The 17402-nt window shown below is 64.9% G+C and carries 14 protein-coding genes and 1 tRNA gene; 10 read left to right on the top strand and 5 right to left on the bottom strand.

All coding sequences use genetic code 11. The features are described from left to right. Nucleotides 1-29: 29 nt before the first annotated feature. Both EJ070_RS23285 and EJ070_RS23280 read right to left on the bottom strand, forming a co-directional pair. The gene (locus EJ070_RS23285) at nt 30-1247 is read right to left on the bottom strand and encodes an LL-diaminopimelate aminotransferase (protein WP_126093441.1); all 1218 of its coding nucleotides are present in this window, start codon (nt 1245-1247) and stop codon (nt 30-32) included. Nucleotides 1248-1296: 49 nt separating this feature from the next. After that, nucleotides 1297-1704 (bottom strand): hypothetical protein, encoded by a 408-nt coding sequence (locus EJ070_RS23280; RefSeq protein WP_189350016.1) that lies wholly within the window; start codon nt 1702-1704, stop codon nt 1297-1299. Between the two features lie 97 nt (nt 1705-1801). On the opposite strand from EJ070_RS23280, the gene phaC reads away from it, so the two are divergent. From phaC to EJ070_RS23265, 3 genes are all read left to right on the top strand, one after another. Next, nucleotides 1802-3637 carry a class I poly(R)-hydroxyalkanoic acid synthase gene (phaC, locus tag EJ070_RS23275; RefSeq protein WP_126093440.1) on the top strand — a complete coding sequence of 612 codons (1836 nt, stop codon included), beginning with the start codon at nt 1802-1804 and terminating at the stop codon, nt 3635-3637. A 327-nt stretch (nt 3638-3964) separates the two neighbouring features. Next, complete coding sequence (locus EJ070_RS23270; RefSeq protein ID WP_245464957.1) at nt 3965-5131, top strand: YcbK family protein; 1167 nt, start codon at nt 3965-3967, stop codon at nt 5129-5131. 407 nt (nt 5132-5538) lie between these two features. Further along, nucleotides 5539-5613 (top strand) — tRNA-Glu (locus tag EJ070_RS23265). Between the two features lie 79 nt (nt 5614-5692). On the opposite strand, the gene EJ070_RS23260 is transcribed toward EJ070_RS23265, so the two are convergent. Beyond that, entirely contained in the window at nt 5693-6142 is a 450-nt protein-coding gene (locus EJ070_RS23260) for a quercetin 2,3-dioxygenase (protein WP_126093438.1), read from the bottom strand. A 62-nt stretch (nt 6143-6204) separates the two neighbouring features. Here EJ070_RS23260 and EJ070_RS23255 point away from each other — a divergent pair, with 62 nt between their 5' ends. Continuing rightward, nucleotides 6205-7257: a LysR family transcriptional regulator gene (locus tag EJ070_RS23255; protein ID WP_245464651.1), complete on the top strand. Its 1053-nt coding sequence runs from the start codon at nt 6205-6207 to the stop codon at nt 7255-7257. An 84-nt stretch (nt 7258-7341) separates the two neighbouring features. Here the strand turns inward: EJ070_RS23255 and EJ070_RS23250 are convergent, their stop codons facing one another. Next, nucleotides 7342-8586: an ATP-binding protein gene (locus EJ070_RS23250; protein WP_126093437.1), complete on the bottom strand. Its 1245-nt coding sequence runs from the start codon at nt 8584-8586 to the stop codon at nt 7342-7344. Continuing rightward, on the bottom strand, nt 8583-9308 hold the full coding sequence (locus EJ070_RS23245) for a response regulator (RefSeq protein WP_126093436.1): 726 nt from the start codon (nt 9306-9308) through the stop codon (nt 8583-8585). The genes EJ070_RS23250 and EJ070_RS23245 overlap by 4 nt, the downstream gene beginning before the upstream one ends. 228 nt (nt 9309-9536) lie before the next feature. Between EJ070_RS23245 and EJ070_RS23240 the strand changes: the two genes are divergently transcribed. From EJ070_RS23240 to EJ070_RS23215, 6 genes are all read left to right on the top strand, one after another. Next, nucleotides 9537-10208 carry a hypothetical protein gene (locus tag EJ070_RS23240; protein ID WP_126093435.1) on the top strand — a complete coding sequence of 224 codons (672 nt, stop codon included), beginning with the start codon at nt 9537-9539 and terminating at the stop codon, nt 10206-10208. Between the two features lie 112 nt (nt 10209-10320). Then, nucleotides 10321-10557 carry a hypothetical protein gene (locus EJ070_RS23235; RefSeq protein WP_126093434.1) on the top strand — a complete coding sequence of 79 codons (237 nt, stop codon included), beginning with the start codon at nt 10321-10323 and terminating at the stop codon, nt 10555-10557. A 101-nt stretch (nt 10558-10658) separates the two neighbouring features. After that, nucleotides 10659-11942 carry an efflux RND transporter periplasmic adaptor subunit gene (locus EJ070_RS23230; protein ID WP_126093433.1) on the top strand — a complete coding sequence of 428 codons (1284 nt, stop codon included), beginning with the start codon at nt 10659-10661 and terminating at the stop codon, nt 11940-11942. Between the two features lie 4 nt (nt 11943-11946). Beyond that, entirely contained in the window at nt 11947-15102 is a 3156-nt protein-coding gene (locus EJ070_RS23225; RefSeq protein WP_126093432.1) for an efflux RND transporter permease subunit, read from the top strand. Between the two features lie 11 nt (nt 15103-15113). After that, complete coding sequence (locus EJ070_RS23220) at nt 15114-16601, top strand: efflux transporter outer membrane subunit (protein WP_126093431.1); 1488 nt, start codon at nt 15114-15116, stop codon at nt 16599-16601. Nucleotides 16602-16707: 106 nt separating this feature from the next. Beyond that, the gene (locus EJ070_RS23215) at nt 16708-17394 is read left to right on the top strand and encodes an aspartyl/asparaginyl beta-hydroxylase domain-containing protein (RefSeq protein WP_126093430.1); all 687 of its coding nucleotides are present in this window, start codon (nt 16708-16710) and stop codon (nt 17392-17394) included. Nucleotides 17395-17402: the final 8 nt, after the last annotated feature.

The following is a 17402-nucleotide window of genomic DNA, read 5'->3' as shown; positions in this document are numbered from 1 at the left end:
AAGATTGGTCGGTGTGATGTGCGGCGAGATCAGCGGCGGGCCGTGAGCGGCACGACATTATTGGGCTGCTTGGCGGTCGAGGCCAGGAAGCGCTTGATGTTGCGCGCCGCCTGCCGGATCCGGTGCTCGTTCTCGACCAGCGCCAAGCGCACGAAGTCGTCGCCGTGCTCGCCGAAGCCGATGCCCGGCGCCACCGCGACGTCGGCATGCTCGATGAGCAGCTTGGAGAATTCGAGCGAGCCGAGCTGGCGGAACTGTTCCGGGATCGGCGCCCAGGCGAACATCGAGGCCGCCGGCGCCGGAATGGTCCAGCCGGCGCGGCCGAAGGAATCGACCATCACGTCGCGCCGCTTGTGGTAGACCTCGCGCACCTCCTCGATGTCGGCGCCGTCACCGTTCAGCGCATGCGCCGCCGCCACCTGGATCGGCGTGAAGGCGCCGTAGTCGAGATAGGATTTGACCCGGGTCAGCGCCGCGATCAGCCGTTCGTTGCCGACCGCGAAGCCCATGCGCCAGCCAGGCATGGAAAAGGTCTTCGACATCGAGGTGAACTCGACGCAGACGTCGATCGCGCCCGGGACCTGCAGCACCGAAGGCGGCGGGTTGCCGTCGAAGTAGATCTCCGAATAGGCAAGGTCCGACAGGATGATGATGTCGTTCTTCTTCGCGAAGGCGACCACGTCCTTGTAGAAATCGAGCGAGGCGACCAGCGCCGTCGGGTTCGACGGATAGTTGAGGATCAGCGCTAGCGGCTTCGGGATCGAGTGGCGGATGCCGCGCTCGACGGCCGGGATGAAGCCGTCATCGGGCTCCACCTGCAGCGAGCGGATGACGCCGCCCGACATGATGAAGCCGAAGGCGTGGATCGGATAGGTCGGATTGGGGCACAGGATGACATCGCCCGGCGCGGTGATCGCCTGCGCCATGTTGGCGAAGCCTTCCTTCGAGCCAAGCGTCGCCACCACCTGCGTGTCGGGGTTGAGCTTCACGCCGAAGCGGCGGGCATAGTAGTTCGCCTGGGCGCGGCGCAGGCCCGGAATGCCGCGCGAGGACGAATAGCGATGCGTGCGCGGATCGCGCACCACTTCGCACAATTTGTCGACGATGGATTTCGGCGTCGGCAGGTCCGGATTGCCCATGCCAAGGTCGATGATGTCGGCACCGCGCGAGCGGGCGCTGGCCTTCAACCGGTTGACCTGCTCGAACACGTAGGGCGGAAGCCGGCGGACCTTGTGAAACTCTTCCATTTCAGTTCCAGACGATCAAAAGGGGGCGCTTTCGGCGCGCGATATAAACCTAATTGCAGTTAGGGTCGAGGGCCGGATCGCATTTGCCCTCGATCTGCTTCAGCGTGTCGTCGCCATGCGTCCTGGCGAGTGTGTTGAGCGCGGCCGTATTGGCGGCTGGTTTCGCGCCGCCGCCCTTGGCGAGCTGCGCCTGCTCGTCGGCCTTGAGCTCGCCGAGCTTGGCGGCGGTCTCCTCCTTGCTCAGTTGCTTGGCCGCGACCTGGGGACGAATATTGAGGTTCGGATAGGAACCGGTGTCCTTCGGTCCCTCCGCCAGCGCCGTCGGCGCCGAATTGTTCGCGCCGGTGCTGGTGCAGCCGCCGGCCAGCAGCGGCGCGCACAGCAGCGCGGCCGCGGCAGCGATGCGGCAAATCGAACCGGCGCCGAGAAAATAAGTCCCGCCAACATCAATCGTCATATTGTTTTCCTGGCAGCCGGGTTAGAGCGAGTTGGACCCGGTCGGATGTCCCATGATAATATGTCAAGAAAACGCTCCGGGAGGAACCCCGCGAACCATGTCCAAAGCGACCGATTCGGACAAAGCGGAAAATGACGGACCTTCGACCGTCGAGCAATATCTGGTGAAAGATCCCGAACGGTTCGCGCTGAACATGGCGCGCATGGTCGAGCAGGCCGGCAAGGCGGCCTCCGCCTGGGCCGAGCCGCGCGAGAAGGGCGAGGTGCGCGACCATGTCGCCGAACCCGTGGTCGACATGGTCAAGACCTTCTCCAAGCTCTCGGAATACTGGCTGGCCGACCCGCAGCGCGCGCTGGAAGCGCAGACGCGGCTCTTCGCCGGCTACATGACGGTCTGGGCGAACGCCATCCAGAAGGTCAGCCCCAATGCCGAAAGGCCCGAGGACGCGGTGAAGCCCGAACGCGGCGACAAGCGCTTCCAGGACCCGGAATGGGGCCGCAACGCCTTCTTCGATTTCCTGAAACAGGCCTATCTCGTCACCTCGCGCTGGGCCGCGGACCTGGTCGAGCATGCCGAGGGCCTGGACGAGCACACCCGCCACAAGGCGAGCTTCTACGTCAAGCAGGTCTCCAACGCGATCGCGCCGTCGAACTTCATCCTGACCAACCCGGAATTGTTCCGCGAGACCGTCGCCTCCAACGGCGAGAACCTGGTGCGCGGCATGAAGATGCTGGCCGAGGACATCGCCGCCGGCAGGGGCGACCTGAAGCTCCGCCAGGCGGACTACGCGCCGTTCGAGATCGGCAAGAACATCGCCACGACGCCCGGCAAGGTGATCGGCCGCAGCGACGTCGCCGAGATCATCCAGTACGATCCGACGACGGAGACGGTGCTGAAGCGGCCGCTGCTCGTCTGCCCGCCATGGATCAACAAATACTACATCCTCGATCTCAACCCGCAGAAGTCCTTCATCCGCTGGGCGATCGAGCAGGGCCACACCGTCTTCGTCATCTCCTGGATCAACCCGGATGAGCGCCACGGCGCCAAGGGATGGGAGGCCTATATCCGCGAGGGCCTGCAATACGGCCTCGACATCGTCGAGAAGGCGACCGGCGAGAAGGAGGTGAACGCGATCGGTTATTGCGTCGGCGGCACGCTGCTGGCGGCAGCACTTGCGCTTCTGGCGCAGGAAGGCGACCACCGCATCAAGTCGGCGACCTTCTTCACCACCCAGGTCGATTTCACCCATGCCGGCGACCTGAAGGTTTTCGTCGACGAAGACCAGGTTGCCGCGGTCGAGCGCTCGATGAGCGAGAAGGGCTACCTCGAAGGCACCAAGATGGCGACCGCCTTCAACATGCTGCGCTCGGGCGACCTGATCTGGCCCTATGTCATCAACAACTACATGCGCGGCAAGGACCCCCTGCCCTTCGACCTGCTCTACTGGAACGCCGATTCGACCCGCATGGCGGCGGCCAACCACTCCTTCTACCTGCGCAACTGCTATCTTGAGAACAATCTCTCGCGCGGCACGATGGAGCTTGCCGGCCGCACCGTCTCGCTGGCCGACATCACGATACCGGTCTACAACCTTGCCACGAAAGAGGACCACATCGCGCCGGCGCTCTCGGTGTTCCTCGGCTCGCAGTTTTTCGGCGGCGACGTCGAGTATGTGATGGCGGGCTCGGGCCACATCGCCGGCGTCGTCAATCCGCCCGCGGCGCACAAATACCAGTTCTGGACGGGCGGCAGGCCGGTGGGCGACTTCGGCCAGTGGTTCGCCACCGCGCACGAGCATCTGGGATCCTGGTGGACGCACTGGCAGCACTGGATCGAAAGCCAGGACAATGTGCATGTGCCCGCCCGCAAACCGGGCAAGCGTATGAAAACCCTGGGAGATGCGCCGGGCACCTATGTCAAGATGCGTGTGTAACGGACTGTAATGTCTGGTGAGTTGACGGGCTGGCAAAACAGGCCGAAATGGTGGCGTTAATCGTTTTCGCAACCTCAATTCGCCTTCAGACGCAGAATAAATCCGAGGCTTGCAGATACGATACAGATCCCGTTTCCGGTTCGGGAACAGGAGGTCGTCGCCAGGGGCACTGGAGCGCCACGGCGATGATGAACGGACCGGATGCCAAGGGGGAAATTTGTTTTGAAACCAGAGGGTTGGCGTCTCGCACGAAGGGAAAGCCGCAGCATAGCGGCAGCGCTTTTCTCAGTGCTTCTGGCCTCCTGCACCTCGACCGGCGACCCGACGATGTCGGTCGTCACGCCGGCCTATAATTCGACCGCCACCGAGATGAGCGCGGCTTCCGGCGCCAAGCCTGCAACTTCGACCGATTCGACCTTGCAGGTGACGTCGGCCTCCTCGGAAGCGTCATCGACCGTGATGAGCGAGGACGACAAGCCCCTGCCGGAAAAGGTCGCCTATGTGCCGGAGACCCGCCCCGGCGCCACCTTCCCCAGCGTCGCCGTTCCAGCGGGCGCCACCTCGATAGCCGGGAACACGCCGCAAGCGCTGGCGCAGCCCGCGCAGACGGCCGACGAGACGAAAGCCGCCGCCGAGAAGGTCGCCGCCGGCGACGCCGCAGCGGCCGCATCACAGGCGCAGGCTCAGGCTGCGCCGGTCATGAACGATGGCGGCGTCTACGTGACGGCGGGCGAGCCGCCGCAGCAGCCGATCGCCGCGCCCAAGAAGGGCCTTTTCGCCTCGCTGTTCAGCACCACGCCGGCCTCCGCCGCCACCGCGCCGCTGGTCAACACCCGTTCGGCCGACCAGCCCGCCGCCCAGGCCAAGACCACGCCGCCGCCGGCGAAGCCGATCGTGACGCTGGCCTCCGCGACGCCCGGCGACAAGCCGGTGCAGCTCGCTTCCCTCGGCGACGACAGCGGCAGCCACATCACCGGCGCCGACGCCCTGCCCGGCGTGCGCCAGACGGCGCTGTTCGAGATCAAGCGCAAGTCCGGCATCGACGACGAGAGCGACGTCGACCTCAACGAGGACGAAGGCGGCGGCTCCTACCAGGTGGCGTCCGCCGCCGGTATGGCGAGGCTCGCGCCCAACGGTCTGTTGAAGCAGAACGAAAGCGTCGACGTTGCGTGCCTCAAGCCCTCGCTGGTGCGGGTGCTGAAGACGATCGAGGGCCATTTCGGCCGCAAGATGGTCGTCACCTCCGGCTATCGCGACCCGTCCCGCAACCGCCGCGCCAACGGCGCCAAGAACTCGCTGCACATGTACTGCGCCGCCGCCGACATCCAGGTGCCAGGCGTCTCCAGGTGGGAGCTGGCGAGCTATGTCCGCTCGATGCCCGGCCGCGGCGGTGTCGGCACCTATTGCCACACCGAATCGATCCACGTCGACGTCGGCCCCGAACGCGACTGGAACTGGCGCTGCCGCCGCCGCGGCGGCGGTGGCGACGGCTGAGCCTCCCCAACCTCGTCATCCTTGGCGTAGCGACGCAAGCGGTGCGGGGACCCAAGCATCCATGCCGTGGCCCATGGGCGCAAGGGCAGTGCAGAAGATCCGAAACGCTGGCGGGACAGTACCCCCCTCTGTCCTGCCGGACATCTCCCCCGCAAGGGGGAGATTGGCAGTTTCGTCGGCGGTGCTCTTCCTCCAAAGTAGGCGATTGGCGAAAGCGGCGGTAACGTCCAATCTCCCCCCTTGCGGGGGAGATGTCCGGCAGAGACAGAGGGGGGTGTGAAGGAACGCGACGCCACAATAGCTGGCCAAAACCGCCCTTTTTCCCACCCTTGAAAAAAGTTGTCGCATGTGGCTGCAGATGGGTTGCCGGTTGCGAACAACGCAATTATAAGCCGCTTCGTCTGAGCGCGCCCATCGTCTAGCGGTTAGGACACCGCCCTTTCACGGCGGTAACAGGGGTTCGATTCCCCTTGGGCGTACCAGCTTTTTCAATAAGTTAGTTTCTGGTCGGCGTTTCAGTCCTGATGAGGGACCCGAAATGCAGTTTGTCATCTCGCCGATTCACCAAGCCGCGCCCAAAGGCGGACCCGTAAAGGTCAGACCGAAACGCGCTCCGATAGCGGCGATCTGATCCATGTCATCGGGGATGCGGCACTTGTGTGTCGCCATCTCCGCGAAGAAGCCCTCGAAGCCGCCGGGTGTCATGACGGTGAGCATTCTGGCGGGGCGATCGTCGAGCACCCGGAATGCGTGCTCGGTTCCGCGCGGAACGTGGACGACGCTGCCCGGACCGACAATACACGTTTGCCCGTTCATCCAGAACTCCACCTCGCCGGACTGGATGTAGAAGGTTTCGTCCTCTTCGTCGTGGATATGGCGCGGAGGACCATATCCCGGCTGGCTCAGGCTTTCGAATATTCCGAGCCGCGAGACCGTCTGCTCCGCGGTCAGGCAGATCCTATAGGTCGTGCCGAGCCATTGGACATTGTAAGGTACCGAAGCAGCGGCCATCGAAAACTCCCACGATCCGACGTCATTTCCGATGAAGGAGACTGCCAGAATCGATTTCATAATTGAAATCGATAGTCATTATAAAATATATTCGAGCGATGAATTTATCGAACTTCGATCTCAATCTTCTGCGGGTGCTCGACGCGCTTTTGCGCGAGCAATCGACCGTAAAGGCCGGAGAACGCATCGGACTGTCGCAACCAGCGGTCTCAGCCGGCCTGGGACGGCTTCGGCAGTCGCTGGGCGACCCGCTGTTCGTGCGCGAAGGGCAGCGCATCGTGCCGACGCAATACGCCCGCAACCTCGAACTTCCGCTTCGTCGCATCCTCGATGAACTGTCGGCGCTGCTTGCCGAGCCTGGCAGCTTCAATCCGGCCGACGCCGAGCAAAGTTTCAAGATCGCAGGTTCGGATTTTTTTGCCGAAATGCTGATGCCTCCGTTGGCCAATGCAATTTCCCAGCTTGCTCCAAGAATACAGGTCCAACTGGTGGACCTGGTGCCCAACGACTATGTCGGCACGCTCGAAAAGCATGGCATCGACCTTGCCCTTGTTCCCAAGACCGATTTCCCGGCCTGGATCGACTATCTTCCTGCCTTCCGGTCGACGTTCGTGACGATTGCCCGCGCCGGGCATCCAAGGCTCGAACGGGCGAAGGTGAAGCCGGGAGATGTCGTTCCGATCGACCTGTTCTGCGACCTCGGCCATGTCGTCTTCTCGCCCGAGGGCAAACTCAAGGCCATGGGCGATGCCGCGCTGGCCCGGATGGGGCGCGAACGGCGGGTGGCCATGACCCTGCCGGTGTTCGGCGGCGTCTGTAACGCGGTGGCGGGAAGCGATCTGGTCGCGCTCGTACCGGAACAACTCGCGCGCAAGGTGGCGTCCCGCTTGAGGCTGGAGATCTACATTCCGCCCATGCCGATCAATCCTGCCCTCGTCTGCATCGTCTGGCACAAACGCAATACAACCGATCCTACGCACCGCTGGCTGCGGGAAGTGGTGCTGAAGCTGCTCTCGCAACTGAATGCCAGTGAAACCGATAGCAGCGCCCATGAACCCCACGTGAGTGGAGAGCCGATGTCAGTGCCTGCTTGTGAGCTCAAGGGAAAGGGATAAGGCAGTCAAAAAACCGCCTTTGCCCGATAGTGCAAGAGTGGTTGAGGAAGCAGGCGCACATATCGACTAGCAGCCTCCGACCGCCTAAACCGTCCCAAACACCACTGTCTGCACCAACCCTCCCCCCGTGCGGTTCTCCAGCCGGATCGACCCGCCATACCGCTCGATGATCTCCTTCGCGATCGCCAAGCCCAATCCCGCGCCCGGGATGAACTGCGTGCGCGCCGGGTCTACCCGGAAGAACGGCTCGAACGCCTTGTTCAACAGGTCCGGCGGAATGCCGGGTCCGCGGTCGGCGATGGTCAGCACCGCACGGCCGCCCTGCCCGGACAGCGAAACGCTGCAGCTTTTGCCATGCGTGGCGGCGTTGACGATCAGGTTGCGCAGCGCGCGGCGCAGGCCGAGCGCGCCGGCCTTGACCGAGACATGATCGAGATGGTCGATCGTCACGGCGTGGCCGAGCGCCGTCATCTCGGTCTCGATGTCGCGGACCAGCCTGTCCAGTTCCACCGCCTCGACCGCGTCCTGGTTGACCTCCTCGCGCACCAGCCGGATGGCACTGTCGGCGATGCGGTCGAGTTCGTCGAGATCGCTCAGCCATTTCTCGCGGTCCTCGTCGAGGAATTCGGCCCTCAGCCGCATTCGGGTCATCGGCGTCCTGAGATCATGGCCGGCGGCCGCGACCAGGCGCATGCGGCTTTCCATCGCCGCCTGGAGCCGCGCGGAGAGCTGGTTGAGCGCATGCGCGGTGGCCCTGACTTCGGCCGACCCCTTTTCCGGAACCGTCGTCAGCACGCCGTCGGAACCGATCTTGCTGACAGCGGCCTCTAGCATTTCGAGCGGCCGCACCAGGACGCCGGTGAAATAGATCGACACCGGCGTGGCGCCGAGCACGATCAGCACCATCCAGCCCGCCAACCCGTCCCAGACGTCGCGCGGCGGGCCGAAATCGGGAACGTCGACGATCATCCAGCGATGGTCGGGCAGCGCGACCGAAGCGACCATGCCAGGTCTACCGGCATTGCGGCTGACGACCGCGGAGACGCCGACACCGTCATTCTGAAGAATCTCGTTCAGCACCCGTGTGTGCTTCCGGTCCTCAAAACCATTCGCCGGGCGGTCGCTCACGGTGACGGGCGCATCGCCGGCCTGTCGTACATGGCCCGGAACCAGCTGCACCATGTACTGGATCTGGTGGGCGAGCGGGCCCATGATCAGTTCGGGCGACGGCCCGCCGAGCACCTTGACCGCGACGAACGTGGCGAGGCCGACCACGCCCAGGATCGAAACGACAAGCAGGATGATCAGCCGGCGGCGCAGCGAAGTCATGCCTCAGTCTCCGCCGTTTCGACGCGGGCGGTCAGCTGATAGCCGCCATTGCGCACGGTCTTGAACAGCGGGTCCTCGCCGGCATCGGCAAATTTCCGCCGCAGCCGGCTCATCAGCACGTCGACGGAGCGATCGAGCGGATCGCGCTCGCGCCCCTGGGTCAGGTCGAGCAACTGGTCGCGCGACAGGAGTCGCCCCGGCCGGTCGAGGAAGACCTGCAGCAGGTCGAACTCGGCCCCGGTGAGGTCGATCGTCGAGCCGCCGGCATCGATCACCTTGCGCGTGTCGGGCTCCAGCCGGTAGCCGGCGAAATGGTAGACGCGAACCTTGGGCGGCGCGGCCTCTTCCGGCGCGGAGCGCCTCAGCACGGCGCGGATGCGCGCCGAGAGCTCGCGCGGATTGAACGGCTTGCCGAGATAGTCGTCGGCGCCGAGCTCCAGCCCGATGATGCGGTCGACATCCTCCTTCAGCGCGGTGAGCAGGATGACCGGAATATGCGGTTTGCGGTCACGCAAGCTCCGGCAGATGTCGAGCCCGGACCCGTCCGGCAGCATGACGTCGAGCACGATCAGGTCGAACTGGCCGGTGCCGAGCTTCTGCTCGCACTCGCGCCGGTCCGCCGCCACGGAGACCCTGAATCCCTGCCCGTCGAGATAGCGGCCGAGCAGCGTCCTGATCTCGCGATCGTCGTCGACGACGAGGATATGGGATTGTGCCTGCATGTCTGCCCGATTTGCCTTTTCGCCCCCGATAATAGGGAGTGGGGATTATAAGGAGTGCCGCCGCCGAGCGGCATGGAAAATTGCAACCGAATGTTTCTGTGGTGGCGCCGGAAACATTGGGAAACAAATCTCCTTTTTGCGGAAACCTTCGGCAACGCGCCGAAGCAAAGCGGCAAAAGACGCTTCCTATCCTCCTGCCATCGCAAGCATGAAGGAAAGGATTACGTCATGCGAAGCAGACTTTTGGCGCTCGGCCTGTTCTCGGTCGCGGCCATCCATCCCGTGCTGGCCGCCCAACCCGACCCTGGCGCACCGGGCGACCAACCGCCGGCAATCGGCCGGCAGGACGACGCGAATCCTGGCCCGATGCCCTGGCCCGGCCCGCATGGGCCGATGCGACACGGACCGCAGGGGCCGGAGGGCTTCCGCATGGGGCCGCCGCCGCCGGAAATGCTCGCCGCCCGGCTTTCGGCGCTCGAGACCCGCATCGGTATCCGCTCCGAACAGCTCGATGCCTGGCGCGACTACACCAGCGCGCTGCAGGCGGTGCTGGCGCCGCCGCGCTTCGACCACGGCTCCGGCGCTCCCGGCGGCCCTGAGGCAGGCGGACCGGCTGCTCCCGGCGCCCCCGACCAGGCGCAGCGCGATCCCTTCGCCTTCCAGGAGCGGCTAGCCGACGAGGTGACCAAACGCGCGGCCGCGGCCGCGAAGCTGAAGGACGCGATCGCCGCGCTGCGCGGCAAGCTGACGCCCGAACAGCTCGAAATCCTCGCTTCGGCGGATCGGCCGCACGGCCCGCCCCCCGGTCCATGGAGCGATCCGCCGGACGATGCAGCCGGCCCCGGAGGTCCGCACGGACAGCTCCAGCCACCCCTACCCCGGAATGGCGGGCAACTCTGACCGGCTGCGCCGGCCGGCCCGTTGACCCACCCGTTCACGGGCCGGCCGGTCCTTTCCTCCGATCGACGATGCCTCGCGCGGCCGTGGCTGCGCGGGGCGCATGGAGAGCACCATGTGGGAAGCCCTGATGATGCTGAGGCTGATCGCATCCGTCGCGCCCGGCTTCCCGGTCGGACGGCATGCGCCGCCGCCTACCCGGCGGGCCGCCGCGATCAAAGACGCGATCCGATTGAGCTTCGGGCGTTATCGCCTCGCGCTGCCACCGGCAACCGCCGAAGAGCCGCTTCGACGCACTGCTCGACCCTTGCCGACCACAACCGTCGCAACCAATGGGCGCTTCCTTCGATAGCGCTCCGCTTTGCTCGTACTCGGCCAACGCTCCCTCTTGAGGGTCGGATCGTCTAGCAACGATCTTCCAGCGCAAACCTCCAGCGAAAGATGATCCACGCCATGCGAATTCCATTCAGCCAGGCCTTCCTGCCGACACGCCGGCAAGCAACAATGGCGGCGCTCGGCTCAGCCCTCTTTCTGGCAGCCTGCTCGCAGGAGAAGAGCCAGGTGCCACCCGGCATGGGAGGCTCCGGCAGACCCGAGGTCGGCGTCGTCACCCTGCATCCGCAATCGGTCGCGATCACCGCCGAACTGCCGGGCCGCACGGCTGCCTCGCTCATTGCCGAGGTGCGCCCGCAGGTCGACGGCATCATCCGGCAGCGACTGTTCCAGGAAGGCGCCGAGGTGGTGGCAGGGCAGCCGCTCTACCTCATCGATCCGGTGAGCTATCAGGCAGCCTATGACAGCGCCGTCGCCGCCCAGCAGAAGGCAGAGGCCGCGCTCCCCACCGCGCAGGCCAAGTTCGACCGTTACTCCGGATTGCTGGAGCAGCATGTGGTGTCGAAGCAGGATTATGACGATGCCGCCGCGACATTGGCACAGGCTCAAGCCGATGTGGCGTCCGCCAAGGCCGGCGTCGAAACCGCGCGCATCAGCCTGAACCGCACATCGATCACCGCGCCGATCGCCGGCCGGATCGACAAATCCTCGCTGACGCCCGGAGCACTCGTCACCGCCAACCAGGAAACGGTGCTGACCACCATCCGCTCGCTCGATCCGATCAATGTCGACGTCACGCAGTCGAGCACCAACCTGCTCAATCTGCGCCAGGCGATCAACGAAGGCCGGCTGAAATTCAGCGGGACCAATGTCAGCGTCAAGCTGAAGCTCGACAACGGCACCATCTACGCGCAGAACGGCAAGCTGGAGTTCGCCGGCGCCAATGTCGACCAGTCGACCGGCACCTTCGCGCTCAGAGCCCAGTTCCCCAATCCCGACCGGCTGCTCTTACCCGGCATGTATGTGCGCGCCATCGTTGAGGAAGGCGTCGCGCAAAACAGCTTCCTGGTGCCGCAGCGCGGCGTCACCCGCGACCCCAAGGGCCAGGCGACGGCCATGGTCGTCAATACCCAGGGCAAGGTCGAGCAGCGCGTGCTCGGCGTGCGCAACAGCGTCGGCAACAATTGGCTGGTGGATTCCGGCGTCGGCGACGGCGACCGCGTCATCGTCGAGGGCCTGCAGCTGGTGCGCGCCGGAGGCGACGCGACAGCGGTCGAAGTGACGATCGACGAAACGACCGGCGAGATCAAGGACCGCGAGCAGAATTCCGCCTCGGCGACCGCCGCCGGCGGCAATGCCGCCGGTGCCGCCAAGCAGCCGGCCTCCGGCGCAACCGGGAACTGAAGCGATGTCGGGATTCTTCATCAACCGGCCGATCTTCGCCTGGGTGATCGCCATCGTGATCATGCTGGGCGGCCTCTTGGCGCTGCAGTCGCTGCCGATCTCGCAATATCCGCAGATCGCGCCCACCACGGTCAACATCAGCGCCAGCTATCCCGGCGCCGATGCCCAGACCGTCGAGAACTCGGTGACCAAGGTCATCGAACAGGGCATGACCGGCATCGACAATCTCGACTATATGACGGCGACGTCGACCTCGACCGGACAGGCCTCGATCACGCTGACCTTCACCAGCGGCGCCAACGCGGACACCGCCCAGGTGCAGACGCAGAACAAGCTGCAGCTCGTGCAGTCGCAGCTGCCGCAGGTCGTGCAGAGCAACGGCATCACCGTCTCCAAATCCTCGACCGGCTTCCTGATGGTCATCGGCTTCGTCTCCAGCGACGGCAAGATGAACTCGACCGACCTCGCGGACTATGTCGACTCAACCGTCAACGACACGCTGAAGCGTGTCGAAGGCGTCGGCTCGACGCAGCTTTTCGGCTCCGGCTATGCCATGCGCATCTGGCTCGACCCGGACAAACTAGCGCAATACGCGCTGATGCCGAGCGATGTCGCCACGGCCATCGAGGCGCAGAACACGCAGGTCTCGGCCGGCCAGCTCGGCGGCCTCCCGGCGCGCAAGGGCCAACAGCTCAACGCCACGGTAACGGCGAAGAGCCGGCTGCAGACCGCCGAGCAGTTCCGCAACATCATCCTGAAGAGCAACACCGACGGCTCGCTGGTGCGGCTGAACGATGTCGCCAAGGTCGAGATCGGCGCCGAAAGCTACACCACCCAAGCCCATTACAACGGCAAGCCGGCCGCCGGCGTCGCCGTCAGCCTGGCGACCGGCGCCAACGCGATCAGCACGGCGGAAGCGGTGCGCACGACGATCAATCGCCTGAGCTCGACCTTCCCGCAAGGCGTCGAAGTCGTCTACCCGTACGACACCTCGCCCTTCGTGCGCCTGTCGATCGAGGAAGTGGTGAAGACGCTCGCCGAAGCGATCGTGCTCGTGTTCCTGGTGATGTTTCTGTTCCTGCAGAACCTGCGCGCCACCATCATCCCGACGATCGCCGTACCGGTAGTGCTGCTCGGCACATTCGGCGTGCTCTCCTTCTTCGGCTATTCGATCAACACGCTCACCATGTTCGCCATGGTTCTGGCCATCGGCCTGCTTGTCGACGACGCCATCGTCGTGGTCGAGAATGTCGAGCGCGTGATGCAGGAGGAAGGCCTGCCGCCGAAGGAGGCGACGCGCAAATCGATGAACGAGATCACCGGCGCGCTGATCGGCATCGCCACCGTGCTGTCGGCCGTGTTCGTGCCGATGGCCTTCTTCGGCGGCTCCACGGGCATCATCTACCGGCAGTTCTCCGTCACCATCGTCTCGGCGATGGTGCTCTCGGTGCTGGTGGCACTGGTGCTGACGCCGGCGCTCTGCGCCACCATCCTGCGCCCGGCCAAGGACCATGCGAGGCAAAGGGGTCCGTTCGGCTGGTTCAACCGCATGTTCGATCGCGGCACCATCGCCTACCGCGACGGCTCGCACGGCATCATCAACCGTTCCTGGCGCTTCCTCGTCGTCTTCCTGGCCATCGTCATCGCCATGGGCTGGATGTTTGCCCGGCTGCCGAGCTCGTTCCTGCCGGAGGAAGACCAGGGCATCCTGATAACCAGCGTGCAATTGCCGGTCGGCGCGACGCAGGACCGGACCGAGCGCGTGCTTGCCCAAGTGACCGACCACTATCTCAAGGAAGAGAAGGACGCGGTCGACGGGGTGTTCACCGCTTCCGGCTTCGGTTTCGGCGGCGCCGGACAAAATGTCGGCATCGCCTTCGTTCGGCTGAAGGATTTCGACAAGCGCACAACGCCGGCAATGGCCGCGCAAGCGGTCGCCGGCCGCGCCATGGGCGCCTTCTCCAGGATCAGGGATGCGCAGGTCTTTGCGCTTGCTCCCCCCGCCATCCAGGGTTTCGGCAACACCAGCGGCTTCGACTTCTACCTGCAGGACGTCAACGGCGCCGGCCACGAGGCGCTCCTTCAGACGCGCAACCAGTTGCTGGCCTTGGCCAGCCAGAGCAAGCTGCTTGCCAGCACCCGCCCCAACGGCCAGGAAGATCAGCCGCAGTTCTCGGTCGACATCGACCAGGAAAAGGCCAGCGCCCTCGGCATCGGCCTCGCCGACATCAACAACACGCTGTCGAGCGCCTGGGGCAGCGACTACGTTAACGACTTCATCGATCGCGGCCGGGTGAAGCCGGTCTATCTGCAATCGGATTCGGACTTCCGCATGCAGCCGGAGGATCTGGACAAATGGCAGGTCCGCAATTCCGGCGGCGCGATGGTGCCGTTCTCGGCCTTCGCCTCCAGCCACTGGACCTATGGCTCGCCCAGGCTCGAGCGTTTTAACGGTTCGGCGGCGGTCGAGATCCAGGGCGCCGCGGCCGCCGGCCAGAGCTCGGGCGCCGCCATGGACGAGATCGACAGGCTGGTCGCGCAACTGCCCGCCGGCTATTCGCATGAATGGACCGGCCTGTCGCACCAGGAGAAGCTTTCCGGCAACCAGGCGATGTCGCTCTATGCGATTTCGGCGCTCGTCGTCTTCCTATGCCTCGCCGCGCTTTACGAGAGCTGGTCGATCCCGTTCGCCGTCATGCTGTCGGTGCCGATCGGCATCTTCGGCGCGCTGGCGGCGGCCACACTCTTCGGCCAGACCAACGACGTCTATTTCAAGGTCGGCCTGCTCACCACGATCGGCCTTGCCTCGAAGAACGCCATCCTGATCGTCGAGTTCGCCATTGAGCGGCAGGCGGCAGGCATGGGCCTGGTCGAGGCGACGCTCGAAGCGGCGCGACAACGCCTGCGGCCCATCCTGATGACGTCGCTGGCCTTCATCCTCGGCGTCACGCCTCTGGCGATCGCCAGCGGCGCGGGCTCGGGCGCGCAGAACTCAGTCGGCATCGGCGTCATGGGCGGCATGATCGCGGCGACCGTGATCGGCGTCTTCCTGGTGCCGCTTCTCTTCGTCACGGTGCGCCGCATCTTCAAGGGCAAGGCAGCCAAGCAGGATTCTGGGCAGGATACGGGCGGGACGCCAGCCACAGCCACTCAGCAATAAGGGTTTCTCACATGACAGGTTTCGAACGTGGTCTGCGGACCGCGAAGGGGCTGCTTTTGCCCGTGTTCACCGCCGCTCTGCTTTCCGGCTGCGTCGTCGGCCCCGACTATCGGACGCCTTTGATGGTGGTGCCGGCGACCTGGAGCGACCGGACGGGGACAAAGCCGGCCAAGCCGGCGGAATTGTCCAAATGGTGGCTGAAGCTGCGCGATCCCGAACTCAACGCGCTGGTCGAAGAAGCCGTTGCCGGCAATCTCGACGTCGCCGCCGCAAAGGCCAAGATTCGAAAAGCCCGCGCAAGCTACCGCCAAAGCGCAGGTGCATTGGCGCCGTCGCTGGACGGTTCCGCGTCGGCTACGCGCAACAAGTCGGCCGCGACCACCTCGGGCTCGAATTCCGTTTATAGCGAATACCAGGCCGGGTTCGACGCCAGCTGGGAACTTGACCTTTTCGGCGCCAACCACAGGGCCGTCGAGGCCGCACGCTATGGCCTGGACGCTTCGCAAGAAGAGCTCCGCTCGACCCTGCTGACCCTGGTTGGCGATGTTGCCTCCAACTACGTCCAGGCCCGCGGCTACCAGACACGCATCGCGCTCGCCCGGCGCTCGGCCGCATCGCAAAGGCAGACCGCCGAGCTCACCCGCACGATGGCGCTGGCCGGCACGGCTACCGCTGCCGATGTCGCCAAGGCCATGGGACAGGCGAGCAGCACGGAAGCCGACGTTCCGAGCCTGGAGGCGGGCTATGCCGAGTCGGTGCATCGCCTTTCCGTGCTGACCGGCCGGCCGCCGGCCGCGCTCATCGCGCGGCTGAAGCGCCCCACCCCGATCCCGACGCCGCGCCTGCCGATCCCGACCGGCATTCCCGCCGATATCCTGCTCACCCGCCCGGACGTGCGGATGGCCGAGCGGCAATGTGCTCAGTACACGGCCAAGATCGGCCAGGCCGAGGCGGCACGCTATCCGAGCGTCAGCCTGACGGGCGACATCAGCACCACCGCCCTCAAGCTCGGCGATCTCGGCAGGAATTCCACCATCGGCTGGTCCTTCGGCCCGACGCTCAGCGTGCCGCTGTTCAACGCCGGCCAGTTGCAGGCAGCGGTCGACGTCGCCAAAGCCCAGCGCGACCAGTATTTCATTGCCTATAAGGCCGCCGTGCTGACGGCGCTGGAAAACGTGGAAAACGCTCTCGTGTCGCTCTCGCAGGAGCGCATCAGAAACGGCAAGCTCGCCTCTTCCGCGAAATCCTATGGCGATGCCGCCCGGCTTGAAAGAACGCTCTACAAGGCGGGCGAGACAAGCCTTCTCGACGTGCTGGACGCCGAGCGTTCGGCCTATTCGGCGGATGACACGCTGCTGCAAAGCCGTGTGTCGATCGCCACCGATTACATCGCCCTCAACAAGGCGCTCGGCGGCGGCTGGGACGGCACGATCGACAGCTCGAAGCCGGAGATCATCGATGCCAAGACCGGCCCGCGACTGGCATCGAATACGCAGTGACAGGCGGGCCGCGATGTCCACCCGGCGTTCAACGGCTCAACAAATCTCCGTGAGCAATGACCGGACGCAATTCGCCACTATATTATTCACCCGTCGAGGTAATGATATGTCCAGCGCCTACGATCTTGGAACCAATCTGGTCCGCCGCATCTATGAAAAGCGCATAGATGCACCGGCGATTCTTGACGCCGGCACGCATTTCCCCAATGCCGCGAAGTTCACCGCGGCCTGGCAGGAGATCCGCGACGAGGCGCTTGCGGTGAAGCTGAACAAGGTGCCGCGTTTCCACGACATCATGCCGGAGCAGGCCGAGATTTCGGCCAATGACGGCCTCGATTGGCGCATGTTCGTGCTCAAGGCCTACGACATGACGATCCCGCAAAACCTGGCGCGGATGCCGACCCTCAGCCGGCTGCTGTCGGAATGCCCCGAGGTCAAATCGGCAGCCGTCTCATTCCTGGCGCCGCGCAAGCACATCCCGGCCCATCGCGGCCCCTTTCGCGGCATCATGAGATTTCATCTCGGCCTGGTTATTCCGAAACAGGCGGATGGCCGGCCGGCGACGATCATGATGATCAACCATGAGGAAAGGCGGATCGCCGACGGTGAGTGCATGCTGTGGGACGACACCTTCGAGCATGAAGTCATGAACAACGCCGATCAGCCACGAATTGCCTTGCTGCTCGATGTGTGGCGTCCGGAGATGCCGCTGGACATGGAGATCCTGTCCAGGCTGATCGTTCGCGGTGTGCAGGTGGGAATGCGCTACAGGGGCGTGTCTTTCGCCGGCTGAACCGGACG

It is taken from the genome of Mesorhizobium sp. M1E.F.Ca.ET.045.02.1.1 (assembly GCF_003952485.1).
GTDB lineage: Bacteria > Pseudomonadota > Alphaproteobacteria > Rhizobiales > Rhizobiaceae > Mesorhizobium.
The sequence above is the reverse complement of the archived record's forward strand: the minus strand, read 5'-3'. Positions and strand labels throughout refer to the sequence as shown.